We start from the raw sequence: 26,778 nt of genomic DNA, 5'->3' as shown, positions 1-26,778 counted from the left end.
CTTAGGTCGTCTGTTTCGTACCTTCAAAGAGGGCAGGTCTCTCAATTTGAAACCTTGAATCACAGGATGCGCGCAAAATCCTGGAGGAAGGCACTGAGAAAAGGCACCTCCACAATTGCTGTTCGTTCTTGCCGTGTGGTAGATGTAGATTCAACGGAAAAAACAGCTTTTGGTAAGCAGCAGGGAGTAAAAAAAGGCTACAATCCTTTTCGCAAAGGCAAGGCCTCATATCATCCACTCCTCGCCTTTTGCGCTGAGACCAAAGAGATTTTGCAAGGCTGGCTTAGAAGCGGAGACGCTTATACGAGCAATGGAATAGTAGAGTTTACCAAACAGCTGCTGGCCCATTTACCAAAACATCAAACCATTCTGTTTCGCGGTGACAGCGGTTTTTTCAATGGACAACTGTTTGACCTTCTCGACAAATATGGCCATCGCTATCTGGTTAAGGTAAAGCTTAAAGGTTTGAAGGAGTTGCTCTTGTGCCAGACATGGGTAAGTATCCCTGGCAAACCGGGTTGGGAACAATGTGTTTTCTGGCATCAATGCGGAAACTGGAGCTGTGCTCGTCGTTTTATAGGTGTAAGGCAGGAACGTAAATCAGAGAATAATGCCGGCCCAAGGCGATTGTTTGAGATGAAAGAGTATGACTTCTTCTGCTATGTCACCAGTGAAGAGTTAACTTGTTGGGAAGTCCATAAGTGTTATGGAAAGAGAGCTACCTGCGAAACATGGATAGAAGAGGCCAAGAATCAAATGGCACTTGGGCACATAAAGATGGACGATTTCTGGGGGAGTAGCGCTTTCTTCCAGTGTTCTATTCTGGCATACAATACAGTTCACTGGATGGCGCTATGCAGTGGGAATAAACAACTACTCCGTTGGGAGCCAGCAACAATACGTACATTTCTGGTCAGAGTAGCAGGCAGATTAATAACAGGCTCAAATCAGCAGCGGTTGAAGATACCGGCAAATCATTTGTATCCAAATCAATGGGATGCCTGGGTTGCTGTCGGTTTGAACTGAGTCGCACAGAGTCAACATTTTAACATACTGGAATTTTCAGTGGATTCTTGCGCCTTTTTTCCGGATATTTGCTGGAAAAATAGGTTTTCTCGCTGGTAATTTAGGTGGCTTCATAGAGCCTCGATACATTTAGTAGTCAGGCGTCTGTTTTGCGAAGTGCTTTAAAAGAGAAATTTGAATGCAATTGACCTGCTAAAGGGTACTTGCAAGATTTAGGTATCATTATTCTCCCAGCCGGGCTGGACAAGTCGCCAAGGTGCTTCTTGGTGATTATCAAGGTGTGGTGCAGACCGATGGGTACAATGGTTATGACTTTCTCGACAGTAAAGATGGAGTAGTGCATGTCGGCTGCTGGGCTCATGCTCGCAGGAAATTTGTCGATGCTGATAAAGCCAAAGGGAAAAAGGCGCAAACCGGGGCTACAGCTGTTGCCATCAAAGCTATCAGGTAGATTTATGCCACCGAAAACAAAGCCAGAAAACTCGGGCTGACACCGGACGAGCTGGTTCAGTTACGTCTTGAAGAAGTTCAACCGGTTTTGGAAGAATTTAAACTCTCTGCTTACCTGAAAAATGGATGTGTCACGCCGGATAACAATCTACTGGAAAATGCTATCCGTCCTTTCACTGTCGGAAGGAAGAATTGGTTGTTCGCCGGTACTCAACGGGGAGCAGAGGCCAGTGCTGCATTATATTCATTGGTTGAGTCAGCCAAGGCCAATGGGCTCGATGCTTATAAGTATCTTAGGTATATTTTTGAGAATATTCCTTTTGCGCAAAGTACCGATGATTACCGTGCACTCCTGCCAAAAAATCTAACCAACGAAATATTGAAGATCTCTGGCGATCCCACTGGGGTTTGATAGTCGCTTACTGTTCAATACACATGGGGATGGCATTTGAATAACAAACAGCTATCTCATTTGAATGGCTTGGGACTTGAGCTAGATGTTGATTTATATGCTTCTGGGAATTGGTTTGAATGTTAGGAGTGTCAGTTACTCTTGCACTCAGGGCAATCTCTACCCTCTGTCTTCAGAATATCTAGTATGCGGTGCAGGATGAAGGACTCGAGGCCTTCTAAGCTTAACCTTGCTAACTGCAATCTATGATTTTTGTTCAAGTGTGTATGATTAAGGTTACTCCTATTTGTTGAAGAAATGATTCAAAAACAACTTTGGTTTAAAACTGATCTTTTTGATATAGAACCCGAGGAGGACCAGGAAACCAATCCTTTATGCTTCGGTCGACAGCTCGCAAATTGGGTCAAAATTCGATTAGACGAAGAAAGCGTTGGGCGTGCAGAGATTATCCCAGAAGACTGGGGTTGGTGTGTCGTCGTACAACGTAAACCTTATTTGCTATGGGTGGGTTGCGTTAGCGTTCATGATTACGAGAAGTCTGCGTCGAATGACCGGTTACCACAAGGTCAAGATATTGTTTGGACATGCATAGTGGCTGCAGAACCTTCATTTTTGAGGCGACTTTTGGGTGCTGACACAAAAGTTGCAGTCGAATCCCTTTACAAAAAGTTAAAACAAATTCTTGTCGCCGAACCAGCGATTGTTTTTGTCCCTCAACCATGAATAGCCTATTTTTTGTGGAGGCATAATTTGTTAGAAAAATGGTATGGTAATGACAGCTTCCTTAAAATTGCTTTTAGGTTTTTTCTAAGCATATTAACCGTTTCAATGGTATTCTTTCTGTGCAATGGAGAGATAAAGTTAAAATCACTGGTAGTCATATTGGGAGTACCATTACTATTATTGCCAATGAGTATTTATGACTATATGAAAAAAAGGTCTTTTTCTTAGTTCTAGACCATATCCGGGGTTAAAATTACCACTTGAAACATCAAGATTTTTGTAATTCACTCTAATTTTAGATTACTCCTGTATCTTTCGACACGTGCTTTGTTTGAGCAACTCCCTCTGACATCACTTTCGGTAGTAACTCTTTCAAATTGTGCTACCCGCCCATTGGGCCTAATAAAAAGGCTCGTCACGCAATCGAAATGTCTTAGCGTGCTATTTTTTCCGTTTCGTGAGCAGACCCCAATAAACACCGGGAGCTATTCGTCACGGTAGCGACAACGCTTTGGGAGTGTTTTGAAGCACCCACAAGGCGTTCATTTTTTTTTAAGAAAATCAGAAGACTTGTGGAAGCGGCACAACGCGAATCGTATCCTAATGTGATACTGGACCCGTTGAAGAAGCTCAAAAGCAATATGTCCAATTACTCCATGGCATACAAGTATAAGGGAAATCACAGAACAAGCAATATGCTCGACCGGTTAATGCAGGAAATGGATCGCCACCTGTACAATACGAGATATTTTCACGGTACCTTGGAAGCAGCGGAACAAAATATTCGAGGTTGGGTGCTCATCAAGAATTTTGCTCAACAAAAAAACAAAAACGGTAAAACAACATGCTGGATTAAAAGTCCATCTGAAAAGTTGAATGGCGGCCGATATCACGATTGTTGGCTACAAAACCTTTTGATTTTTTCCTCTCTTGGCGGATTTCGAAGGGCTCCCCTAAATCCGAAATAATCAGAAAATTTACATGCGGATTACCTGATAGGTTTTGGCTATTTGACAAAGAGGTGATTTTTTGAGATATTGCTTTCCATTGGTGCAGCAACATGCCCTGACCAGCTGCCAACTCAGTGGTAATTGGAGTCGCGATCGTATTTACCCCGTGATCAACTTACGGGAACCTTGAAAAAATTGCTGATTTGCTCAGCTTTACGGAGTCTGCGATTACCTCACTGGGCTCAGAACTGCATCCTCGGAGGTAAGCGCAGGCTCGGATATGAGGTATATGCCTGGGCTACAGTGTAGTGTGCGCCTTGCATTTGAACAAATTTCCTCAATTTTCAAGGTGCCCTGAGGTTGCAGCATATAGAACGTATTGCATTGGATGGCATACATGGAAAATGTACAGTGACGTGTCGGAGACTTGGGCTTTGGCTCTACAGGATATCCCGGTGGCTCCTTGCCTGTATCATGGTGCTTGCGGGAGTCCCAAAACTGCTGGCACCTGATGATTTTGCAGAGGTTGTCGGGGCATATGGTCTTGTCCCTGATATGCTTGTTTTTCCTGCTGCTGTCGTACTGCCGCTTGCTGAATTGCTGGCGGCATTTTTGTTGATACGAGGAAAACGATCCGGGCTTTGGCTGGCTGCCGCGCTCATGCTGCTGTTTATTACAGTGCTTTCCTACGGTATATGGCTTGGTCTGGATATTGATTGTGGTTGTTTTGGCCCGGAGGATATTGAGCATAAGGCATTTTCCGGACTTAGGACCGCACTTGCCCGTGATATGTTGCTGTGTCTTCCTCTATTGTACTGTTTCTGGTACACCTATCGATTCCCCTATACACAGTGTGGAGAGTACCCATGAAAAAAATTGTATCTGCTGTTTTGCTGTTTGGCATTGTTTGTTGTGGTTCTAATGCTTTTGCTTTTGGAACGTCAAAATTTGAAAAAGAAGTCGAAATAGAGACCTCAGCGGTGAAACTCGTGCGAGAGGTTCAGCGCGGCGGCTATGATGTAATCACCACGGAAGAGTTGCACAAGGCCATGGAAAGTGGTGAGGATATGCTCATTCTCGACACCATGCCGTACGAAGCCAGCTATAAAAAGAACCATGTGCCCGGGGCGCAGCAGTTTTTATTCCCCATCCCCGACATGACTGACTGGGATGCAAAGGAAACAGACGGGAAATCTGTTGCCGATTACGAAGCTTTACTGGGACCGGATAAAAGCAAAAAAATTGTTGTATATTGCGGGTTCGTTAAATGCACAAGAAGCCATAACGGTGCTGCCTGGGCGGTAAAGCTCGGCTACACAAACGTGTATCGTTATCCTGGTGGAATCTTTGCATGGAAGGGAGCTGGCTACGAGGTTGAGAAGTAATATCAGGGCTGTTCACAGGGCCTCTGACATATCCGAGATCAGCCAGGTTTACCTGTGACCCGATACTTTGCACCGCTCCTCCTGTGAGCGGTCATCACATCTTCTCAATTTCCAGGAACCCCATCAGTAGGGATCTTGCCGTAGCAACGAGGAGCCGGACATGAAGCATTGCCATCCCAATGCTTCATGTCCCGGTGGTTTGTATTTCTGTAACGGATAATCTCTTGGGCAGATAAAAAAAATGATGGGCGATCCCTCATTATTTAATCAGGCAGTGAAATCCTTGGCCTGAGGGCAAGTATTTCACTGCCTGATTAAATAAAAATCGCAAGCGCCGTATGTCGCAGGGCAATCGCATGGGCAATAACCTATACTCAAGCAAATAGTCTACTTTCTTACATCGTCTTATTCTTGTAATTGCCATCTGCGGTACCATTTGCGGTGTAGATGGCTGGAAACCCATTCAAGAATACGGACTTGCCAAGCAAGAATGGTTGAGCACCTTTCTTGCCTGGCCTTATGGAATTCCATCACATCATACGTTCGGCAGAGTCTTCGCACGGATTTCTCCGGTTCGGTTTCAAGAATGTTTTTCAGCCTGGGTTCAAGACGTTTTTACAGTTACCGATGGTCAAGTTGTGCCCATAAATGGCAAAACTGTTCGTCGTTCTTACAAAAAGTCGATTGGCAAAAAAAGCTGTCCATATGGTTAGCGCTTGGGCGGCAAAAAACAGTTTGGTGCTTGGCCTGGTCAAAACAGACGAAAAATCTAATGAAATTAATGCAATCCCGAAGCTGCTCAATTTGCTTGATATTAAAGGCTGCATAGTGACCATCGATGCAATGGGTTGCCAGAAAAAAATTGCGAGGCAAATAATCGACCAAGGTGCTGATTATGCCCTTGTGGTAAAAGGAATCAAGCAGGAAAAACTGCCAAAGTCGGCACTCAGATCAAACGTCAGAAAAAAATACCTGTTCTGTAGCTTCTTTAACATCACATCAGACCATTGGGGGTAGACCCTCCAATAAAGTATGAAGATCTAACAGGATACCAGTGAATATCACTTTGTCATGTCAAAAGTTGGCACTTATCGCAGCTACCCGGTCATTAGGCCTTGTAACTGCTTACAGTACCCCTTAACTTTTCACGATCAGCCTGGCTAACGTTTGGATTTATGCGCTGCACAGCCTGCCTGTGAAAATATCAGTGACTTGTAAGTGGTTGAAAATACATGAAAATTTCCAGGTGTGATCGCTCTTTCTGTGGGTAGTTGCCTTCTTTTAGGAAACTATAGCTTTCTCACTTTTCCGATCTGTAGGTACACTTCTCCTAATGGTATATCGTTTTGTTGAGCAAGTCTGCTGCAATCTTCCAGTTCGGGTTTGGAGCGGATGACTTTTCCGTCCAGGATAGCATTTTTCATGGTCACGCTCCCCAATGGTGTTTTCAATTGTTCAAAGGAGATTTCAAGGACGGTTTTGTTAATAGGGATGGATTTGATCCCCAATGTGGTTGTATGTCTGAAAATCAGTCGTTTGAAGTTATCTTCTTCTTCCAAACTGCATAAAACGGAAAGAGTTGTAGCAGGACGATTTTTTTTCATGACAATGGATGTGAAATGAACATCCATAGCTCCTGCTTCCAAGAGCCTGTTCATGGTATCGCCAAGCATTTCTCCCGTCATATCGTCAATATTACATTCCAGCAGACAGGCTGGGGTTGACTGGAGCCGGTCATGTGAGGATTCAAGCGTAGCAATACTGACACGAAGCACATTCGGGATCTCAGTGTCTCTATGGCCGATACCATAACCGGTTTTGAGCGTAGTTATCTCTGGAGATGATTCGAAGCGGTTAACCAGTTCGGCGAGAATTGCCGCTCCGGTTGGTGTGGTGGTTTCCTGTTGTATGGCGCCACGTTTGGTGGGAACTCCAGTCAGGATTTCCAAAGTGGCGGGAGCAGGGACAGGCATAACCCCATGGGCGCATGTAATAAATCCTCCGCCAAGTTCTACTGGCGAACACCAGACTTCATCGATGTCCAGGGCATGAAAACAGATAGCAGCCCCCACGATGTCGACGATGGAGTCGGTAGCTCCTACTTCATGGAAGTGAACAGCATCGAGGGCTTTGCCATGGATTTTGGCCTCTGCTTCTGCAACGCGCCTGAAAATAGCCAGGCTTGTTTCCTTTATTTTGTTATCAAGCTTGCTTTCATTGATGATTGTTTCGATATCTTTCAAATTGCGGTGGGCATAGTGGCTGTGTTCATGGTGATGCTGGTGGTGATCATCCCTCTTCAACACCACATCCACACGGGTGCCCTGTATGCCTTTACGTTTATCAACCGATACGTCAAGGCTGAATTCTTCATCAATATGGAGTTTGGCCAGCTCTTTTTTCAGGTAATCGGGGTCGACACCCAGGCTGATCATGGCGGCCATGTTCATGTCGCCGCTTATACCTGCAAAGCAGTCATAGTAGAGAATATTCATTATGAAAAGATATGCAGACACCTGATCAGGTGTCTGCACATGGAAAAAGGTTAATCAATATTACCGCTCAGTGCGCTATGGACGTTCTCGACAATGCCATCTGCTTCACAGAACGCCGCTACCTCTTTGAGTCGCTCGGGAATCTGGATATGCTGGGGGCAATGTTCCATACACTGGCCACATTCAATACACTGCGAGGCATATGTCTTGTTTCCCCTGACCCCGCCGTTCATGACCGCATAACGAAACTGGGTTCTTTCCTGTGGTTCTTCAAACATCAGCGCTGTGTTGTAAAGTTCAAAACAGCTCGGGATATTAACACCAGCGGGGCAGGGCATGCAGTACTGGCAACCTGTACAGCCGATGGGCATGAGATCATGATATGTATCCGCAACCTGTGCGACAAGTTTCAGCTCAGCTTCAGAGAGAGAGTTGACTTCTGCCTGTTCTGCAATGGCGAGATTCTGGGCAATATGTTCGTCATCATTCATACCGGAAAGCACAACCGTTACCCCTGGACTATTCCACACCCAGCGTAAGGCCCATTCCACAGGAGTACGTTTCGTTTCAGCCATGTCCCACAATTTCTTGATGGCAGGGGGAGCTTCCGGGCGGCTGAGGTTGCCGCCTCGCAACGGTTCCATAATCATCACGGCAATGTTTTTGGAGGCAGCATATTTTAGCCCTGCAGTACCTGCCTGATTCTGGGTATCAAGATAATTATACTGTATCTGACAGAATCCCCAGTCATATGCATCAATAATTCGGTTAAACTCTTCGTTGCTTCCGTGAAAGGAAAAACCGATATTAGTGATTTTGCCTTCAACTTTTGCTTTTTCGAGAAAGTCGATAATACCTAATGATAGCATACGATCCCATGAATCCCCCTCCAGTGCATGCACCAGGTAGTAATCAATGGTGGATACGCCGAGCTTTTCAAGTTGCCTGTCAAGAATGGTATCCATATCTTCCCTTTTTCTAATAGCCCATGGCGGCAACTTGTCTGCTATCTTAACTTTTTCACGATACCCGTCCTTAAGCGCTTTTGCGACTATCAATTCGCTCTGGCCACCATGATAGGGCCAGGCAGTGTCAATGTAATTAACCCCGCTATCAATGACTCTGCGCATTTGTGCAATAGCTTTTTTTTCATTGATACTGCCGTCTTCATTGGAGGCCAAACGCATGGCTCCAAAACCGAGGATTGACAGTTTGTCTCCGTTTTTTGGTACGGTCCTGTACAACATTTGGGCTCCTTATACCTCTAAGGTATTGCTTATATTTGCTATTCAAAATATGTTTGGCTCAATCAACCTCATGTATGCCAATAATAGTGCCATATTGTACACAAGCATGGACTGTATAGGGTAGACTATTTCTCCTGATTTATTGCCTATTCCTCCAGGAGAATATTGGAGCTAAATATATAGAGATGATAAACCCTAACAGGGGTAGTTATTAAGCGTGACAACTCCCCTGTATTTGAAACTGCTTACAGCGTGCCGGAGCTTCTCGCAAGCAGGCTGGCGCAGCGTATTTGGTCATACGTAAGCCGGGCTGATCGCGTTAAGTTCAGCTGCACTTTGAGCAGTTATCATAGCTGAATGATAGCTCTCCAGCCAACGTGTGCATATCTGAAGCATTACAGTGCCTGGACACCTGCATCTTTATCCGTCAGTGAATGGTAACAAAACATAAACAAAGATTCTGTCGCTTACAAAATGAAACTTTTTTATCGACTGCTTATTTCTCTGCTTTTGGGAACTATAATTCTTATTTGCCTTGATGAATTCTTAAGTTATCAGGTTGAAACCAGGCAGTTTGAGTTAAATCTTAAACGAAGTGCGGAGCAAATAGGCAAAAGCCTTTCCGGTGTTTTGAATCATGCTTGGGAGGAGAATAATGAGGCCCTCGCGTTGGATTTGATTTCCCATGCACAAATCGATGGTGGGATGAATATTCAATGGGTCTGGCTTGAGAAAAATCGCTCTCCTCAAATACCGTCTTTACTTGAAATATCGGAAAGAGAGCAACTGCGTAAAGGTAGTCCTGTTCATTTCAAACAGGCTGATGAACAGGGAGATATGTTCATCTATACGTATATTCCTGTGATGAATGCATACATTGATTCTGGTGTTTTACAGATAAGGCAGCCCTTGTCCACCTTAAAAAACTATGCGCATAAAATGATGCTCAGAGCCGTGGTTATAACCATTTTGCTGGGATGTATTTATGGTGCGATTCTCTATTTATTTATGAACAGGAGTATTCGGGTACCCCTGCAAAGGTTGATAGAGCAGGTCGAACGTATTGGAACTGGGGATCTTTGTACGACTGTTGCCTTCAAAGGGAATGAGGAGTTTGCCAGATTGGCTCAAACACTTAATGAGATGTGCTCAAGGCTTCTTATTGCCAAGGAGAAAATAAAATTTGAATGTGATGCACGCTTAAAAACTCTGGAGCAGCTGCGCCATACAGAACGACTGTCAACTTTTGGCCTTATTTCGGCAGGTATAGCCCATGAAATTGGTACACCGTTGAATGTTGTGGACGGCCGAGCCAAGATGATTATTCGAGAAGATCTTACCCAGGATGAAATACAGGAGTGCGCAACAATTATTCAGAATCAGGCTGAACGTATGACGGTCATTGTGCGTCAACTTCTTGATTTTACCAGAAGGCCAAAACAGAAAATAGCAGAGGAAAATATAGTTTTTCTTATAAAACAGGTCTTTCAATTTTTATACCCTATGGCCAATAAACAGCGAGTGGAATTTGCTCTTCACGTTCTTCCCGATACTCGTGCGGTTTTAGATGCAGATGGTTCCCAGATTCAGCAGGTGCTCGTGAATTTACTCATGAACAGCATACAGGCAATGCCAGGTGGTGGAAAGGTAGACGTTACTGTGAGTAATGTACCAGCGGATCAGACACAGATACAGCGGGAGACCGTTGCCTATATTTTAAAGTTGCGTATCGAAGATGAAGGAGAGGGGATAGCAGATAAAAATCTGGAACATATATTTACCCCGTTTTTCACCACTAAAAAGCTTGGTACAGGAACCGGACTCGGACTTTCCATTGCGCATGGTATTGTGGAAGAACATAATGGCTGGATAGAAGTGGAAAGTGTGCCACGTCGAGGCACCTGTTTTTCAGTGTACCTTCCTGTAAAGGAGATCGTGGATGAGAGGTAATATTGTTGTCATTGAAGACGATCAGGAGATGTGTGATATGCTCTCCGCTGGCCTTGCCAGAAGAGATTTCCAGATATCGACCTATACATTGGGGAAAGAAGGGCTTGCTGCAGTTGATATGCATGATACAGATGTGGTTCTTGCAGATATCAACCTGCCAGATATGAATGGGTTGGATATCTGCAGCGATATCATGGCTAAAATGAGAGATATTCCAGTTGTCATTATGACAGCTTTTGGAAGTATGGATACAGCCATAGCTGCTATTCGAGCTGGCGCGTATGACTTTGTTACCAAACCACTTGATCTGGATATTCTGGCCTTGTCTTTGGAGAGAGCTTCTCGTTATAGGGAATTACAGAGAACTGTCCAGTTGCTCAGTAAAGAAGTAAGTCTACCTCAGAAATTCGACTGGTTGATTGGGCAGAGTTCAGTCATGGAAGAGTTATTTTCCCAGCTGCGTCGTATTGCGGATTCTGAGGCATCGTTGCTCATTACTGGTGAAAGTGGCTCAGGTAAAGAACTGGTTGCCCGTGCAGTACATCAACACAGTCGACGAAGCGACAAGCCTCTGATAACAATTAATTGTGCTGCCATGCCCGGTCAGTTGCTCGAAAGTGAACTTTTCGGGCATAAAAAAGGGGCGTTTACAAGTGCCAGCCAAACGACAAAAGGACTGTTTCTGGAAGCCGATGGAGGCACCTTGTTTCTTGATGAAGTTGGAGAAATTCCCCTGGACCTGCAACCTAAGTTACTCCGAGCTCTGGAGGAGCGTTGTGTCAGGCCTGTCGGCGGCACCAGTGAACAACATTTTAATGTGCGCATCATTGCCGCCACTAACCGCGATCTGGAATCCGCCATTGAAGATGGTCTGTTTCGCGAAGATCTTTTTTACAGATTAAATGTTATCCATCTGCATATGCCACCGCTTCGTGCACGAGGAGGCGATGTTTTGCTATTGGCCAACAAATTCATTGAACAGTTCTCAGAGCGTCAAAATAAGGCTGTTACCGGGATATCTGAGCCAGCAGCGGAAAAATTACTTAACTATAACTGGCCCGGCAATGTCCGTGAACTTCGTAACGCTATGGAACATGCGGTGGCACTCACCTTGTACGATAAAATAGTGTTGGAAGATCTCCCTGAGAAAATCCGTATGTCTGCCCAGGATCATTTTCTCCTGAGCTCCCAGGATCCTATGGAGTTGATTACCCTGGAAGAAATGGAGCGCAGGTATATTATGTATGTACTTGAAAATACCAAGGGTAACCGAACTATGGCAGCAAGAATTATGGGAGTGGATAGAAAAACACTGTACAGAAAATTACAGAGATATAAGCAAACTTGAGTTGCTTTTTTCAATAGTTTGTCCTCTTTTGGGGCATTCTGCCTCGCCGGGGCACTATGCCCCTCATGTCTTGTTGCCTGCTCAGCAGCATATCTCATAACTGTTTTGGATAACGGGTTTAACTGTCTGAAGATTGCTATAGATGATTTTCTGTTCTTCGCCTTCTGGTGCGGTGTTATCAATTCAGCCTGTTTGATCCGGGGCATCCTGCCCCAGTTCTCTGATATTTTTTAGAATAACCTCCAAAAAAGAATTTCTAAACGTTTCAGGCAGGGAAATACGTTCATCTGATAAACACTTTCTCTGGGGTTAACGCCTTGTTCCCGGTGTATCTTGGAAAAATGTATTTTGAAAGATCATCGTTGGAATACCTTTTGCTAAAGCGAGATAAGGACAGTTTCGACTCATACGCTACATTGGAAGGGGTATATGTGAGGATAATTATCGGTATCACCCAAGATCCTAAACGAATATCAAAACTGCTTGCTATTCACAGGGGCAGAAAATCAACGCTCATCGAGATGGGCCCTTTCATCTCCGAAGAGGACGCGAAGAACTGGCTGGCTTTACTTAAAAGTAAAATTTGCTCCATGAAGGAGATTGTCCAGGAGGAAGAATGTGACGAGGATAAACTCTGGTACGGGTTTACCTTTGAACAGATGACGGATTAGGAGGGTGTCCGGGAAGAGGAATTATAGAAAAATGAGCATAGTCATATGACTAATATTACGGGAAATATTATTATTGAAATGACACCGATAAGGGAAAAGGGCTTTCTTCTCTTTTTGCTTTGTACCCAATAATACTCTCATAACAGGAGAGATGTTATGAATTCTTGCCTAGGTATTACGCAACATGTTGAAATTGCAGAAGAATATATTGAGCGCACCTTCGAGCGTCATAAAGAGCTGGTCTTTGTCGGCCCGTTTAAGACTTCAATAGAGGCAACTCAATGGTTGAAGTACATGCTGGCTCATTCTCATAATGGGAAAAAGATTTCATTGCCTGGGTATTTTCTTGATACCAGCCCGTGGTATGGTGTTGCTTTTCTCTGTGAGAAAAAAAAAGATAATTATTTTCCCATGCTTCAGGAACTGTCAGGGTTGAGTAGTTATACAACATGATACTTTTTTTTCATTCAATTCAGCTGCCGCCATTTGTAGGGTCACGGAAATAATGCATTATCCAATCTTGCTTGTCTCTCAACTTGGTAACGTCGTCGCGTCAATGGCTCAATACGGCCAGGATGGAACCATTGACGCGACAACGTTACCAAACCGATATCCTACGCAATTTTTGGATATTTATTATTTTCCGCGACCCTTAGGAATACCACTAAAAAATGGAGCAAAAGGCCAGTTCCGGAAAGGCACTGACTCATTGTTTTCAGATGCATAGTATACTGTGCAGATACATAGGGGGGAAGTCGTTTATGACAAGCTAAAACTGAGGATTATGCAGGCAACACAATGATTGCCGTTATGATGAAGTAACTCAAACCGTTCAACGAGGACCGATGGAAACACTTTTCCTTTCGCTTACTGTTTTACTTGCAGCAGGAATACTCCCATTACTGGGCCACCGATTATTTACTCTTATGAAGGCTTGTTACGTTGCATTGACCATCACAGGTTGTGTCATCGGATTGTATAGTTTGTGCCCAATATCGCAGTTACCTTCTCAGTCTACGTTGGTCGTAGACTGGCTCCATATCTTTCAGCTCCAGTTTTCTCTGGATTCGCTATCGACCTTTTTTCTCATTCCTGTATTCTTCGTGTGCCCTCTGGCTGTACTCTATGTATTTCATTACATGAATAAAAAGGCTGAACACGCACGTACAGGAGTCAATTTTTTCTTTTTCAATCTCCTTATTATTGCCATGGCTCTGGTGGTCATAGCCGATAATATGATCAGCTTTGCGCTGTCATGGGAGATAATGTCGCTTGCGTCATTTTTCCTTGTTCTTCATGAATACGAACAGGAAACTACACGACGCGCAGGATACATTTATCTGCTCTTCACACAATTAGGAGCCCTCTGTATTTTTCTAGGTATGGGAGTGGGCTACGGGTATACTCAATCTTTGGATTTCGCACCGTTGAGCACACTGCCGGAAGGGCTGAAATTATGGATGTTTTGCCTTGTTCTGGTGGGGTTTGGCTCTAAAGCTGGTGTTTTTCCCATTCATATCTGGCTACCATATGCTCATCCTGCCGCTCCGAGCAATATTTCTGCTATCATGTCCGGCGTGATGATCAAGATGGGGATTTATGGTGTTGTCAGATTTTACGGCCTATTGGATATCTCCTCTCCCGTTGCAGGCCAGATTGTATTGAGTTTTGGTATTGTATCCGGAGTCCTTGGTGTTATTTACGCCCTTGGTAAACAAGATATCAAGAAATTACTTGCCTATTCCAGTGTAGAAAATATTGGAGTTATTCTCATTGGTTTGGGTGTAGGGATGATAGGGGCCACCCAAGGAAATACGGGCATGGCAATTTTTGGCTTTGTCGGCGGCCTGTTGCACGTACTCAATCACTCGCTCTTTAAATCATTGCTATTCTTAGGGGCTGGAACCGTAGCCAAGCAGACCGGTACGCGACAGCTTGACCAGCTCGGTGGCCTGATCAAGCGTATGCCTCTGACGGGAAAGAGTTTCTTGATAGGTTCTGTTTCCATTTCTGGCCTTCCTCCTTTTAATGGCTTTGTCAGCGAGTTTCTCATTTATATCGGTGCATTCCAGGGATTGGTTTTAGGAGGTATGCACTGTGTTTTTGCCATGCTTGCTATTCTTGCGCTTGCGCTCATAGGAGGTCTTGCCGCAGCCTGTTTTACAAGGATTGTTGGAATTGTTTTTCTTGGTGAACCCCGCGCTGATAATTCTGCTGCAGCCAAGGAAGCAGGATGGACCATGACGTTTCCCATGGTTATCCTTGCGGCATCTTGCCTGATCATAGGTGTGTGGCCTGAACCGTTCGTTCATTACGCATTCAAAGGTGTAGAGACGTTGCTGGTTCAAACGACACTGGATGAGGTACTGCTACTGGAGATCACCCAAAAAATGGCCTTGGCTTCACAGGTTTTTCTGGGATTATTTGTCGTTCTGTTGGTGGCCAGAAAGTTTCTCTATCGCGGCAAACAGGTACAGAGCGGACCAACCTGGGGATGTGGTTTTACCCAACCTACTGTTCGTATCCAATACACGGGTACTTCGTATGCAATGTCCATTGTAGAGTTTTTTCGACCCATGGTTCGGCTGCACACTCATTATGCCGGGATAAAAAGAATTTTTCCTTCTCAGGCCTCGTATGAAACACATGTAGACGACATTGCCGAGCAAACATTGATTGAACGTATCGTTGAACCATTGCTCTTTCTGCTTGGTAAATTGCGCTGGATACAACATGGACACATCCAGCTCTACATCGGTTACATCATTATCACCATACTGGTAGCTCTGCTTTGTATATCTGAGGGTCCCAGGGAAATACTGCGAGGTTTACTATGATATCCTTCCTTTCACTTGTCCTGGCATTGCTTGCAGCACCGCTGTACCCTGGGATCATTTTAAAGGTAAAAGCTTTTTTTGCCGGCAAAAAAGGCCCGCCCTTACTAATTAAATACTACACTTTGCTGAAATTACTCCAAAAAGGTTCGGTGTACAGTACCAGTTCCAGTTTTGTTTTTACGTTGGGACCAGTTGTTTCCTTTGCAGCAGCAATTTTTCCGTTATGTTTTTTCCCCTTTGCTGGTAGTGCATCGCTGGTCTCCTTCTATGGGGACGTGGTACTCTTGTTTTACATTATGGGGATCGGCCGCTTTTTTACCGTAGTAGCTGCCCTGGATACAGCTTCACCCTTTGAAGGTATGGGCGCAGCAAGGGAAGTCTTTTTCTCAACCCTGGCTGAGCTGGCTATCTTTGCCATACTGATACTCTTTTATCGTCTGACTGGTTCCCTGAGCCTGAACGATTATTTCCACGGAGAAAATATCATTACCTTGGCCGGGGTTTCCGGTGCATTGATTGTTTTGGTGATTGTTGCCTTATTTATGGTTTTGCTTACGGAGAATTCACGCGTGCCTGTGGATGATCCCGCTACTCATCTGGAATTAACCATGATTCATGAGGTAATGATTCTGGATCATAGTGGGCCGGACCTGGCGCTTATTGAGCTTGGCGCCTTTTACAAACTCTTTTTCTATGCTGCATTCATCATTCAGCTGATTTTTCCGTTCACGGCACCTTTCAGCATACTCAATATGCTTCTGTTTTTTATTCTAATGGCGTTGGTGTATGTAGCTGTAGGCGTTATCGAGTCCATCATGGCACGATTTAAAATGGATCTTGTTCCAAAGTTCATTCTTACGTCCTTTGCCCTGGTCTTTTTTGCCGTCATACTCACCATGGGGGTATTGCAATGATTAACATCCTGGAAGTCATTCTCGTCCTTATACTGCTCACTGTTTTACTTTCCCTGGGGTCAACAAGACTCATGGCTCTGGTGCGTATCATGGTTTTACAGGGAGTGTTGGTTTCCCTGATACCTCTGTTTTTGAAAAGCCATGAAATCCTGACCTTTGGTTCAGTAGTTTTTTATCTGGCCATGGTCATTATCAAGGGAATACTCATCCCTGCATTGCTGTATCGGGCTGTCAAGCACGTCAGTATACAACGAGAAATAGAACCTTTCGTAGGGTATCACGCCTCCATTGTTGCTGGACTAGCCGTTTTACTGGCAGCAGTTTTCATGGCGAATTCCTTGAAATTAACTCTTCCTGAGGGCCGAGAGTTAATTCTTGTTTGTGCCGTCACAACCATGGCATCTGGTTTTTTCCTGATGTTGGCAAGAAAAAAAGCCATTACCCAGGTTATCGGATACCTCATGCTGGAAAATGGTATTTATTTGATCGGCAATGCTCTGACGCAGCATCATCATAATCTGTATATCGTCGAATTCGGTGTACTGCTGGACCTGCTTGTAGCTGTGATGGTCATGGGTATCATCCTCAACAATATCAACCACGCCTTTGACGACGTCGATACGACTTTATTAGGGCAATTAAAGGATTGAGAATATGTTAGAAGCAATATTTTTACTTCCCTTTGCTGCAGGTATTGTTGCCTTTATTCTTCCTGCACAGCTTGGCAGGGCCCTGTTGGTATGCACGGCTATCGGCCATCTTGTTTTGGGCCTGATGGGATGGACAGGTCGTCTGACACCGGCATACAACCAATTTTTCGCTGGCTCTCCTGAGGGATTACTTATTCTGATGGTTACCTCGTTTATCTTTACCTGCATCGCGCTGTATTCGTTTTCTTATGTGAAAGAAACCGAAATTTCACAGAAGAGGGTGTTTAACGGGTGTATGCTGTTTTTTCTTGGAACCATGTCCATGGTTACAGTTTCCGAACATCCTCTTGTGCTCTGGATTGCAATTGAAGCAACAACGCTGGTCAGTGCTCCACTGATCTATATCCACAGATCACAGAAAGCCCTTGAAGCAACATGGAAATATGTTCTGATTTGCTCTGTGGGTATAGCCCTGGCTTTACTCGGCAGCTTTTTCGTCACCCTGGCTCTGGATATTGTTGATACCCATCAGCCTCTGTCATTTACCATGTTGAATGAACTTGCTGTGCAACTTGATCCTGTGTGGCTCAGGGTGGGTTTTCTGTTTATCGTCATCGGGTTTGGCACAAAGATGGGCTTGGCACCTATGCATACATGGTTGCCCGATGCACACAGTGAGGCTCCAAGTCCTGCCTCTGCTTTACTGTCAGGTGCTTTGCTCAATTGTGCCTTTTTAGGAATCTACAAAGCCCATGTTCTCATGGTTAATGCCGGATTAGGAGATTTTTCCGGGAATATGCTTGTCGTCTTTGGCTTGATTTCAATGGTTGTTGGTGGTGTTTTTATCCTCGGCCAGTCAGATTATAAACGTATGCTTGCCTATTCCAGTATAGAGAATATGGGAATTATAGCTGTTGGTGTGGGTATAGGCGGGCTGGGGCTTTACGGTGCTTTCATTCACCTGATTCATCATTCCCTGATTAAATCGTCATTATTCCTGTCTGCAGGCAACATACTTCTGGGCTTCGGCACGAAACAGGTACGACAGGTTGGTGGGATCATCCGCCACATGCCTAAAACCTTTGTCACCTTCTTTTCTGGATTTGTTGGTATTGCAGGACTGCCGCCTTTTGGCCTGTTTGTCAGTGAGTTTATGATCATTGTCGCGGCTGTCAGAGCAGAAAGGTATCTGGGGGTAGCTATATTCATCGCTGCGCTGGTTCTGGTGGTTGGCGGAGCCGGTCGGGTGGTCATGGGCATGTCGTTTAATGACTCTACGGAAACTATTGCAGTGCGTGAAACCTTTCTACGGCTTATTCCTGCTTATACCTTGCTGCTGGCATCGGTAGTACTTTGTGTATGGATACCTGAATCCCTCTACACGACCATTCTTAATTCAATTCAAGCAATTGGTGGTATACATGGATAATATGCTCAAGATCACAAACGGTCAGGCCATAGCACGGGCATCAATTCCATTGGTACCCTTTGAGAGCTTTTTTACGTCACTCTCCACATTTGTAAAAAATGATGGCTACATCGTTCAGTTTTTCGCCTTCACAGAAGAGGACAAAAATTTTATCCTGGCCGTAGTCAGAAACAGCGATTTATATGTCATCAGCACTGAGGTCGGTTCCATATTTCAGTCACTCACCGGACAGGTAAGTGAAAAATTTCATATGTTTGAACGTGAAGTTGCAGAGCAGTACGGCCTTCGCCCCGATGGCCATCCCTGGCTGAAAATGGTACGTTACCATCCCAACTACACCGGGTATCCGGATGTGTTTGACAATGATTACGCTGAAGAGATTCCAGGTAACTACAGCTACTTCCAAGTAAAAGGTGAGGCTATACATGAGGTTGGGGTAGGGCCAGTCCATGCTGGTATCATTGAACCAGGGCATTTTCGTTTTCAATGTGCCGGAGAAGAAGTTCTCCACCTGGAAATTCAGCTTGGCTATCAGCACCGGGGTATTGAAAAAATGCTTCCTACCATGCCGATGAAACGTATGCCTATAATTTGTGAAGCCATTGCAGGTGACACTGCCATCGGTCATAATCTTTGTCTTTGCCAGGCTATTGAATCTCTGGCCGGAATGCAGATTGAGCCTGGAGCCAGTATTACTCGCTGCATCGCTCTGGAGCTTGAACGTTTAGCCAATCATATAGGTGATTTAGGCGCTCTCAGTGGTGATGTGGCTTTCAATCCACCTGCATCGTATTTTGGTAGAATCAGGGGAGAATTTCTCAATCTGCTGCAGGTGTTATGTGGCAACCGCTTTGGTAAAGGGTTGGTGCGACCCGGTGGGGTAGCGCATATCATGGGGGAGGAACAGCGGCAACTGTTGAGAGACAAACTGGCTGAAATTACTCCCGAGATCGAACATGTTTGCGATCTTTTGTTTACAGCCCATACTGTACTGGCCAGGTTTGAACATACAGGAACGGTCAGTAAGGAGATGGCATCAGATTTGGGACTTGTGGGATATGCAGGAAGAGCTTGCGGGCTTGCATATGACGCCCGTGTTGCCTTTCCCACTGAATGTTACCAGGACCTTCCTGCCAACTCAAACAAGGTAACAGATGGCGATGTCAACAGCCGTGCCTGGGTAAGAAGGGAAGAAATTATGCATTCCCTGCAACTTATCACCATGCTTCTGGCTAAACATGAGGCTCTTATGGAAGAAGAAAAGGCTGTGCAGACACGTCCCGTTAACCTTGCTGCAGATTCCTTTGTAGTAACTGTGAATGAGGGATGGAGGGGAGAGGTATCCCACGCAATATTAACCGATAGACAAGGTGATGTGCAGCGTTATAAGATAAAGGATCCTTCGTTTCATAACTGGACTGGACTTGCCATGTCTTTGAGAAATCAGGGGATTTCTGATTTTCCCTTGTGCAATAAAAGCTACAATTTATCCTATTGTGGATTTGACCTGTAACCTCGGAGGATAGCAACATGCTCAAAGTAATACAGAACAGAATTGAACAGGGCTGCAAAACCTCCAATTATCCACTGGAACCCATCAACCTGTATCATCGTTATAGAGGATTGCCGGTTATTGATTCTGAGTGCAGTCTGGACATTGTGCAAAGGTGCGCTGATATCTGCCCTCAGGATGCCATTCAGGTGGAGGCTAAAACCATTGATTTGGGAAAATGCACTTTTTGTGGTCAATGTGAAGTAGAGGGTGAAGGCGCTTTTGCGCGTTTCAGCGAAGATTTTGGACTCGGAGCAGCAAACAGGGGAGATCTGATTACCCAAGGGACGCTTCCTGATCTTGCTGCCCATTCCAAACAGGAGTTTAAGAAACTTTTCGGTCGTTCGTTACAGCTGCGCCAGGTTTCTGCTGCAGGTTGCAACAGCTGTGAGGCAGACACCAATGTTTTAAACACTCCATTTTTCGACCTTTCCCGGTTTGGGATCGATTTTGTGGCCTCTCCCAGACACGCAGACGGTATCCATGTGACAGGGCCAATCTCTAAAAATATGAGACAGGCACTACTGGATACCTATGACGCGGTGCCATCTCCTAAAATAGTTATTGCCAGTGGCTGTTGTTCCATTTCCGGAGGGCCATTTTACGGGAGTGATGAGATTATCGGTGATTTGAACAGCCTGATTCCCGTTGATCTCTATATACCAGGTTGCCCTCCTCATCCACTGACGACACTTCATGCCTTATTGAAGTTTTTCAAACAGGGGTAATGCAAATCAATCCGGAAGGCGATCTCTTTTTCTGACCCGTTGGTCGTTTTATTTCTTCCAGCGCAAACAACGCACCGTACAGATACGTACCGTGCGTTGTTTTCATTCATATACATGCTATGCAGGAAGTCTCTCAAATGGGCATCTTTGGCAGATGGTTAGGATTGCCAATAATAACTAGAATTGTTCGAGCTATCCATTTTTTGTAAACATACTTGGTTTCGACCTGCGGATTTTGCCTGGTATAGAGCCTCATCGGCAACCTGGTAGAATTTGCCTATATCGAGATCTGTAAAATCTGTCACAATGCAAACTCCGATAGAAACAGTTACTACACCTGGCGGGTTGTTTGTATGCTCTATATTCAAGCCGCGAATGCCCGTGAGGATTTTTTGGGTACAAAGAGTAACATCATCGGCATGTGACATAACTACAACGGCCCCGAATTCCTCACCTCCCATGCGGAAAACCATATCGTCGTGGCGCTGGAAGACCTTGTGCAATTCACCGCCGATGGCGGCCAATACCTTGTCTCCTTTAGGATGGCCGTAATTATCGTTGTATTTCTTGAAATTATCCACGTCCATCAAAATCAGAGCAAATATCCCATGCTCATCCTGGGCCCTGCGAAAAAGGACAGGGCCGATGTCATTAAAATATCGCCTGTTGAATAGTCCGGTAAGTTCGTCACGCATTGCCAGGTTCTCAAAATACTTTCGTTCACTGACATCTTGGTAAATAGCTGTATATCCATTGTTGGTGTCGCTTTCTCGTCTGAGCGGGGAAACCACTGCATCTACCCACATTGTGGAGCCGTCCTTTTTTAATAGCCTTACTTCACCTTGCCAATGGCGGCCTTTTTTGAGGGTTTCCCAGATTTGATGAAAGGTATTAGGGTTGTCTCCCGCTGGACTTCCCAGGGACATAAGCGGTTGTCCTACCAGATCTCTATAATCAAAGCCAGTGGCGCGGCAAAAGGCTTCTGTTACCTCGGTAATAATAATATTTTGATCCATCCGCACGCTTAAGAGGTGTGGATCCAGGGCTTCTACAGTCATTTTGACACGTTTGAAGCGGCGCTGAACGAAGAAGAGGATCCCTAAGGCGCAAATAGTCAGCATTGCAGCTGCTACCAGAACTGTTTGTATCCAGAAGGAAGAGACGATTTTCTTCTCGTATTCGATTCTGAACCATTTATTCCAGATGGCATCTTTATTTTTCTGGGGGATAGCAGCCAAAGCTTTGTTGAAAATAGGTATAAAATCTGTAATCTGCCGGGACACATCCATGGCGAACTGCGAGGGAAAAGGGAGTTCACCTGAGATCTTGATGTTGCTGAGAGGTAGGTCAGAAAGAGCCTGGGAAACTCCAGTAAGTTCGCAGATAAAGGCATCATATTTTCCTGTGGCAACGCCACGAAGACCAGCCTTAGGGCCTTCAAGAGTCAGATTGGTGCTTACTCCCAATTGAGTCAATTTGGATTCGATTGAGAACACCCCTGCCACACGCATGGACTTAAGTGCTTCCAGATTATCGATATAGGCGGCTTCCTTACGGGTTACAATTACTACCGGTACTTCGATATACGATTGGCTTCTATAGGCTTTTTGGTGATTGTCGGGAGATTTCCTCAGCATAACGCTGGGAATTACATCTGCTTGTCCATTATTCAGTGCTTTGTGCAGGGCTTGATGGTTATGTCTGGAGACCAGAACGACGTCAAATCGAATGCCGATGATCTTGCTGATCTCTTTAAGATAATCAGCAGCTACCCCCTTGAACATATCCTGCTGAGCTTCGCTTACAGGTATCAGATCATTTATGTCTCTCTGCAATTCGATTGGGTTGGACGTGATCCCGGGCTCTCGATAATAGCTTATGAGAGGCATCTGGTGAGGATGAATCGGATTATTTTGTCTTTGCACATCGGAATCACGAGAAAAACTATCAACAGTTTTTTGCGAAGCAGGATGTTGTTCTCCTGCTGGTAACGGTGGGAGTGGCTCTGTTGCTTCGCCCCAAAAACTGATGGGAGCAGGAGTGCCGCTGACAGCTAAACGAAGTGAAGGGTGAGCCTTGATCCAGGCCAGTTCGCGGGTAGTAAACATGGCACTGGTTTGACTCGCACAGAGTCCGAGATTGATATGGCACAGGAGCAAGAGCACCAGTAAAGCCATAGTAACATGTTTTACCTGGTTCACAGTTTTTTCTACGGTTGATTCGGCCTTGGTGGCGGACCGGCAGGAGCTTCGGAGGCTGTAATATAACCATCCCTGTTAAGGTCAAAGTCAGAGAAGTGTTGCCTGGGACCATCAAATTCCAAAACAGATACTTTATCGTCCCGGTTTTTGTCTAATCGACGAACCCATTGTTCTCCGTTTGGTCTCTCCAATCCGGGTTTTATCTGACGATTCACTGTATGGATTTGTTGTCTAGACGGGGTACCTTGTGGTTTATTCTCAGATCCTTGGGTATTGAAACCTCCCATATTAAACTGGTAGGAGCCGTGATGTGTGTTGGGCGGTCCCGGTAATGCCTGTAACGATAGCCTTAGCGTGGTTGTAGCTGTGGGGCTGAATTTGTCGATTATCTTCACCGTATGCGGATATTTTTTATTTGATATTACAGATGCCACGGGGGGTGCAATCACATTTCCTCCACGGACTAATCTTACCAGATTCTTCACTCGCCGAGCATCTCCCTGAGGGCCAATGCCAATCTCGGCTTGCCCTGTCTTAGGGTCGCTACGTTGGGCACCAGCACCGTGCATGTCCAAAGTGTGACCATGCATCTGCCCCATGGCCCGGCCAAAAGCGATATAAACGGCCTTCATCGGATGAGGTCCCTCTAGGTGAGTGGTAGACGTCCAGTAAAAACCAAAATCTCTGTTCCCTGCTTCATTGATAACTTCCGTACATTCGAAAACAGAGGCTATGGCTGCCGACTGGGTAAAGTCGGGCGAGCGGGTATAATCGACAATGGATTGCAGTTCTTTGGCGTTGGGTAGACGCCAGTCGCTATAACTGGCAAATGCAAAGGATGATGCGTATTGAAGTGCTTCCTCCCAATTCATAGCCCGCTCGGAATCTTTTTGCATCCACATAAGGCCAGTGGCTCTGTCAGTGATCGTTCCATCGCTGTTGTCTTTGAAATCGTTCTCTCCGTATGGGGTGCCACGGACATAACGGACATAAAATTTTTTAATCTGATAGGAGTTTCCTTGTTTCTGGTAACCGTAGCCCTTAATACGGCCATCTGCGAAATTGACCCCGAAGAGGGTCTGCATATCGTCCATAGTCGTGCTGACATAAGGTGTTGCAGACAACCATTGGGCATCGATATAGCGTTCGCCGGCAGCGGTATTGCCATATCTGAAATCAAAATAATCGGTGTCTATATACGGGATGGCATCTGGCGGAAGGGTGGCGAAAGCATCATGTCTCTCAGGAGTTCCAGTGTTACCCTGAAAATTGATCAGAGAATAGAGCTCTTTTATCGTGGGAACCCGCCAGTCGTTGTATCCGCCTAGGGTCATCAGGTGAGCCTTGTGCTGGGCTTCAACCAGAGAAAGTTTGACTTCATCCACGCTTTTGGACCACATCAGAGCAGTGACATTATCGGTGACGGTGCCGTCTCCATTGTCGATATAAGAAGGTTGCTTGTTTTGGTAATGAGCATCTTGACCGTAAAAGGTACTTTCAGGGCCAGGACAAGGAAGTTGACGATTATTGTCGTAGCATAGGTTTTGGCCGGTATCAACAATTGGAGAGGGTTCGCCAGCTTCCACTATGCTGCAGGAAGCTAGGCATGCCGCCAATATGAACTTTAAAACCAGATGGTGTCTGTCCATAAATGAGGACTTTTGCGCAAGGTTAGGTAAGCGTAGCCTCAGAGGCAGACGACTATTTGTACGGCAGACATATAATGGATATCGGAGTCTTCGCTCACCTTCGAGGAAAAAATTCTGAGCATAACGCAGAAATTTGGCCGGTAAGCGAGGAACGAGACTCCGAAAAGACCATTTCTTGACAATCGCTAAATAGTCACAATTCCTTGTCATCCCTTTTCTCCTCCATTCCTCTCAGATTTGTATCAGCTCCTTGCTGAACTGAATAAAACTATCTTGAATTGAGATAGTTTGCAAGGAGGATCAATTATGTTTGACCATACAAAGATCGTGCAGGCAAAAAGTTTCCACCTGGATGTTCCATGTCTTGACGATACTAATTTTTCTGTGTTTCTGGTTTGCAACCCGTATTAGCGATCATTGGCAAAGCAAGGTATTTTGTATAATTTTTCGGCAAATGTATCAGATATCTGAAAGCGTTGGGCATCCAACGTACTGATATCGTCCTGTCAGACCATTGACACGCAATGCTTTTCTCCTTAATGTGAATTTAAATTCACATGGATTAACGAGATGAGCACAGAAAAATTAGCCTCTAAAATACGAAAAGATCAAATTGTAGAAGCTGCGCTACACATATTGGGCGACAAGCGGGTTAAAAAAATAAAAATTACTGAGATTGCCTCATACCTTGGTCTGGCGCCTTCAGCACTTTACAGACACTTCAAGAATAAAGACGCGATTTTAACTGCCATCCTCGAGCATATACGGGAGAAAATGTATAAAAACGTGGAGCGTGTTCGAGCGAAAAAAGACAATGCCATAGATCGTCTACAGGAGTTACTCACGCTCCATGAAAATTTGATTTGCCAGCATCAGGGAATTCCCCGTATCGTCTTTTCAGATGAACTGTGGGGGCAGGAGAAAATCAAACGGCAAAGGATGTATCTTATTGTTCGTGGTTATTTGCTTGAGTTGGAGGCAATCATCCGTGAAGGTCAAATGAAAAATGAAATTAACCCTGATTTGAATCCTGAAGCTGTGGCAAGGATGTTTTTCGGAATTGTACAGCCGGCAGCTCTCTTGTGGCATATGAGCGAAGGCACTTTTGATGTAAATGGTCATTTCACGGCAGCGTGGCCACTCTTTCAAAGTGTTTTACAAGTCGAAGGAAGGTGTGAACTGTAACTCAGGAGCTGAAAATGGTTTTTTATGAACATTCTTAAATTGGCTTATCATAACCGTTATGTGAATTTACTTTCACAAGGAGGGAATTATGGCAAAACCTGTTGTTGATCAAGAGTTGTGTATTGGTTGTGAAATCTGCGCTGATCTCTGCCCCGAGGTTTTTGAGATACGGGATGGAAAATCCCATGTCATCGGTCCAGATAAATGTTCAAGCTGTGATTGTCAGGAAGCGGTTGATTCATGTCCTACCAGTGCAATCGACTTTGAAGAAGATTAATCCTGGTTAGCAGTAACACACTTGAGATATCCGGGGTGGAATCTTAGCTGTTTTGATACCAAATCTGAAAAGAGGTGATGTATGAAAAAAATGAGCCTTAACGAGACTCGGGAATTCACAGAAAAGGGCATGAAGCGTTTTTTTCTTGTCGAGGACTCGCCACATTTTAAAATTATCAATTTCAACCTTTCAGCTGGTCATACTTTTCCTGTCCATTCCCATGACCTTGATGGTGAACTCTCTATTCTTGTCATTGAGGGGGAAGGATATTTTCTCGGTAAGGATGATGCTGAACTCCCGGCTAAAACCGGAGATATCTTAATTTCGGAAATAAGGGAACCCCACGGTGTGCGCGCGGAGAGCGATATGCGCATCTTGGTTACCATTGCTCCGCCCATTTAATTTTATTGGAAGTATTTGTATAAAATTGACCTACGTCAAGGCCATAAACCGAAGAATAAAGCACCATAGAGACTGTAGCAACATTGTAATCAAACCGAATTGCGTTTCTATACTATTCTGATTGAGAGGAGAATCATTATGTTTTGTAATCAATGTGAACAGACTGTCAAAGGAATCGGTTGCACTAAGATTGGGGTCTGCGGCAAAAATGAAGAAGTGGCAGGTCTCGAAGATTTACTGACGCATGCGGTGCAGGGACTTTCCATTGTTGCCCATGCAGGGCGTCAGGCAGGTGTT

Annotated in this window: 25 protein-coding genes and 2 pseudogenes; 22 read left to right on the top strand and 5 right to left on the bottom strand. The window is 44.9% G+C overall.

Annotated elements, in window-relative coordinates:
- The 4 genes and pseudogenes from G493_RS30530 to G493_RS32590 form a co-directional block, all read left to right on the top strand.
- A partial coding sequence (locus G493_RS30530) for an IS1380 family transposase (protein WP_153306613.1) occupies positions 1-1,026 on the top strand: 1,026 nt, incomplete at its 5' end.
- Positions 1,027-1,252: 226 nt separating this feature from the next.
- A pseudogene (locus G493_RS32600) lies at positions 1,253-1,477 on the top strand (IS66 family transposase); the annotation flags it as partial.
- 102 nt (positions 1,478-1,579) lie between these two features.
- Positions 1,580-1,888: pseudogene (locus G493_RS34685) on the top strand (IS66 family transposase); the annotation flags it as partial.
- Between the two features lie 297 nt (positions 1,889-2,185).
- Positions 2,186-2,611: a hypothetical protein gene (locus tag G493_RS32590; RefSeq protein WP_051309711.1), complete on the top strand. Its 426-nt coding sequence runs from the start codon at positions 2,186-2,188 to the stop codon at positions 2,609-2,611.
- 852 nt (positions 2,612-3,463) lie between these two features.
- On the opposite strand, the gene G493_RS33550 is transcribed toward G493_RS32590, so the two are convergent.
- Positions 3,464-3,673, bottom strand: coding sequence for a hypothetical protein (locus G493_RS33550; RefSeq protein ID WP_153306612.1), 210 nt, complete (start codon positions 3,671-3,673; stop codon positions 3,464-3,466).
- 248 nt (positions 3,674-3,921) lie between these two features.
- On the opposite strand from G493_RS33550, the gene G493_RS30515 reads away from it, so the two are divergent.
- The 4 genes from G493_RS30515 to G493_RS32585 all read left to right on the top strand — a co-directional run bounded on the left by G493_RS30515 (position 3,922) and on the right by G493_RS32585 (position 5,963).
- The gene (locus tag G493_RS30515) at positions 3,922-4,431 is read left to right on the top strand and encodes a MauE/DoxX family redox-associated membrane protein (RefSeq protein ID WP_051309709.1); all 510 of its coding nucleotides are present in this window, start codon (positions 3,922-3,924) and stop codon (positions 4,429-4,431) included.
- A complete protein-coding gene (locus G493_RS0120845) occupies positions 4,428-4,946 on the top strand; it encodes a rhodanese-like domain-containing protein (protein ID WP_028581940.1) in 519 nt (172 codons plus the stop codon). The genes G493_RS30515 and G493_RS0120845 overlap by 4 nt, the downstream gene beginning before the upstream one ends.
- 407 nt (positions 4,947-5,353) lie before the next feature.
- On the top strand, positions 5,354-5,659 hold the full coding sequence (locus G493_RS34905; RefSeq protein WP_084813702.1) for an ISAs1 family transposase: 306 nt from the start codon (positions 5,354-5,356) through the stop codon (positions 5,657-5,659).
- Positions 5,595-5,963, top strand: coding sequence for an ISAs1 family transposase (locus tag G493_RS32585; protein ID WP_028581939.1), 369 nt, complete (start codon positions 5,595-5,597; stop codon positions 5,961-5,963). The genes G493_RS34905 and G493_RS32585 overlap by 65 nt, the downstream gene beginning before the upstream one ends.
- Before the next feature lie 272 nt (positions 5,964-6,235).
- Here the strand turns inward: G493_RS32585 and larC are convergent, their stop codons facing one another.
- Positions 6,236-7,441, bottom strand: a complete 1,206-nt coding sequence (larC, locus tag G493_RS0120835) for a nickel pincer cofactor biosynthesis protein LarC (protein ID WP_028581938.1) — start codon at positions 7,439-7,441, stop codon at positions 6,236-6,238.
- A 50-nt stretch (positions 7,442-7,491) separates the two neighbouring features.
- Complete coding sequence (locus G493_RS0120830; protein ID WP_028581937.1) at positions 7,492-8,688, bottom strand: aldo/keto reductase; 1,197 nt, start codon at positions 8,686-8,688, stop codon at positions 7,492-7,494.
- Between the two features lie 474 nt (positions 8,689-9,162).
- On the opposite strand from G493_RS0120830, the gene G493_RS32580 reads away from it, so the two are divergent.
- The 10 genes from G493_RS32580 to G493_RS0120780 all read left to right on the top strand — a co-directional run bounded on the left by G493_RS32580 (position 9,163) and on the right by G493_RS0120780 (position 20,767).
- A complete protein-coding gene (locus G493_RS32580; protein ID WP_051309707.1) occupies positions 9,163-10,638 on the top strand; it encodes an ATP-binding protein in 1,476 nt (491 codons plus the stop codon).
- Positions 10,628-11,986 (top strand): sigma-54-dependent transcriptional regulator, encoded by a 1,359-nt coding sequence (locus G493_RS0120820; RefSeq protein ID WP_028581936.1) that lies wholly within the window; start codon positions 10,628-10,630, stop codon positions 11,984-11,986. Before G493_RS32580 ends, G493_RS0120820 begins: the two co-directional genes overlap by 11 nt.
- A 374-nt stretch (positions 11,987-12,360) precedes the next feature.
- On the top strand, positions 12,361-12,657 hold the full coding sequence (locus tag G493_RS0120815; RefSeq protein WP_153306611.1) for a hypothetical protein: 297 nt from the start codon (positions 12,361-12,363) through the stop codon (positions 12,655-12,657).
- Between the two features lie 156 nt (positions 12,658-12,813).
- Positions 12,814-13,110, top strand: a complete 297-nt coding sequence (locus G493_RS0120810) for a hypothetical protein (RefSeq protein ID WP_028581934.1) — start codon at positions 12,814-12,816, stop codon at positions 13,108-13,110.
- Between the two features lie 392 nt (positions 13,111-13,502).
- On the top strand, positions 13,503-15,494 hold the full coding sequence (locus G493_RS30495) for a proton-conducting transporter transmembrane domain-containing protein (protein WP_051309705.1): 1,992 nt from the start codon (positions 13,503-13,505) through the stop codon (positions 15,492-15,494).
- Positions 15,491-16,408, top strand: coding sequence for a respiratory chain complex I subunit 1 family protein (locus G493_RS0120800; RefSeq protein ID WP_028581933.1), 918 nt, complete (start codon positions 15,491-15,493; stop codon positions 16,406-16,408). Before G493_RS30495 ends, G493_RS0120800 begins: the two co-directional genes overlap by 4 nt.
- On the top strand, positions 16,405-17,058 hold the full coding sequence (locus G493_RS0120795) for a hypothetical protein (protein ID WP_028581932.1): 654 nt from the start codon (positions 16,405-16,407) through the stop codon (positions 17,056-17,058). Before G493_RS0120800 ends, G493_RS0120795 begins: the two co-directional genes overlap by 4 nt.
- Positions 17,059-17,062: 4 nt before the next feature.
- Positions 17,063-18,487, top strand: coding sequence for a proton-conducting transporter transmembrane domain-containing protein (locus G493_RS0120790; protein ID WP_028581931.1), 1,425 nt, complete (start codon positions 17,063-17,065; stop codon positions 18,485-18,487).
- Complete coding sequence (locus G493_RS0120785) at positions 18,480-20,000, top strand: hydrogenase large subunit (protein WP_028581930.1); 1,521 nt, start codon at positions 18,480-18,482, stop codon at positions 19,998-20,000. The genes G493_RS0120790 and G493_RS0120785 overlap by 8 nt, the downstream gene beginning before the upstream one ends.
- Before the next feature lie 17 nt (positions 20,001-20,017).
- On the top strand, positions 20,018-20,767 hold the full coding sequence (locus G493_RS0120780) for an NADH-quinone oxidoreductase subunit B family protein (RefSeq protein WP_028581929.1): 750 nt from the start codon (positions 20,018-20,020) through the stop codon (positions 20,765-20,767).
- Between the two features lie 158 nt (positions 20,768-20,925).
- On the opposite strand, the gene G493_RS0120775 is transcribed toward G493_RS0120780, so the two are convergent.
- Positions 20,926-22,968, bottom strand: a complete 2,043-nt coding sequence (locus G493_RS0120775; RefSeq protein ID WP_028581928.1) for a diguanylate cyclase — start codon at positions 22,966-22,968, stop codon at positions 20,926-20,928.
- An 8-nt stretch (positions 22,969-22,976) separates the two neighbouring features.
- On the bottom strand, positions 22,977-24,617 hold the full coding sequence (locus G493_RS30490; RefSeq protein WP_084813703.1) for an Lcl C-terminal domain-containing protein: 1,641 nt from the start codon (positions 24,615-24,617) through the stop codon (positions 22,977-22,979).
- A gap of 570 nt (positions 24,618-25,187) precedes the next feature.
- Here G493_RS30490 and G493_RS30485 point away from each other — a divergent pair.
- From G493_RS30485 to G493_RS33545, 4 genes are all read left to right on the top strand, one after another.
- Positions 25,188-25,802, top strand: coding sequence for a TetR/AcrR family transcriptional regulator (locus G493_RS30485; RefSeq protein ID WP_051309703.1), 615 nt, complete (start codon positions 25,188-25,190; stop codon positions 25,800-25,802).
- Positions 25,803-25,890: 88 nt separating this feature from the next.
- Positions 25,891-26,079, top strand: a complete 189-nt coding sequence (locus tag G493_RS0120755; RefSeq protein WP_028581927.1) for a ferredoxin — start codon at positions 25,891-25,893, stop codon at positions 26,077-26,079.
- A gap of 81 nt (positions 26,080-26,160) precedes the next feature.
- On the top strand, positions 26,161-26,481 hold the full coding sequence (locus G493_RS0120750) for a cupin domain-containing protein (RefSeq protein WP_028581926.1): 321 nt from the start codon (positions 26,161-26,163) through the stop codon (positions 26,479-26,481).
- A 138-nt stretch (positions 26,482-26,619) separates the two neighbouring features.
- The coding region (locus tag G493_RS33545; RefSeq protein WP_153306610.1) for a hypothetical protein at positions 26,620-26,778 on the top strand (159 nt) is incomplete at its 3' end.

The organism is Desulfogranum japonicum DSM 18378 (assembly GCF_000429945.1).
In the GTDB taxonomy this organism is placed as follows: Bacteria; Desulfobacterota; Desulfobulbia; order Desulfobulbales; family Desulfobulbaceae; genus Desulfogranum; species Desulfogranum japonicum.
Note: the sequence above shows the minus strand (reverse complement) of the source record. Positions and strands in the feature narration are given on the sequence as shown.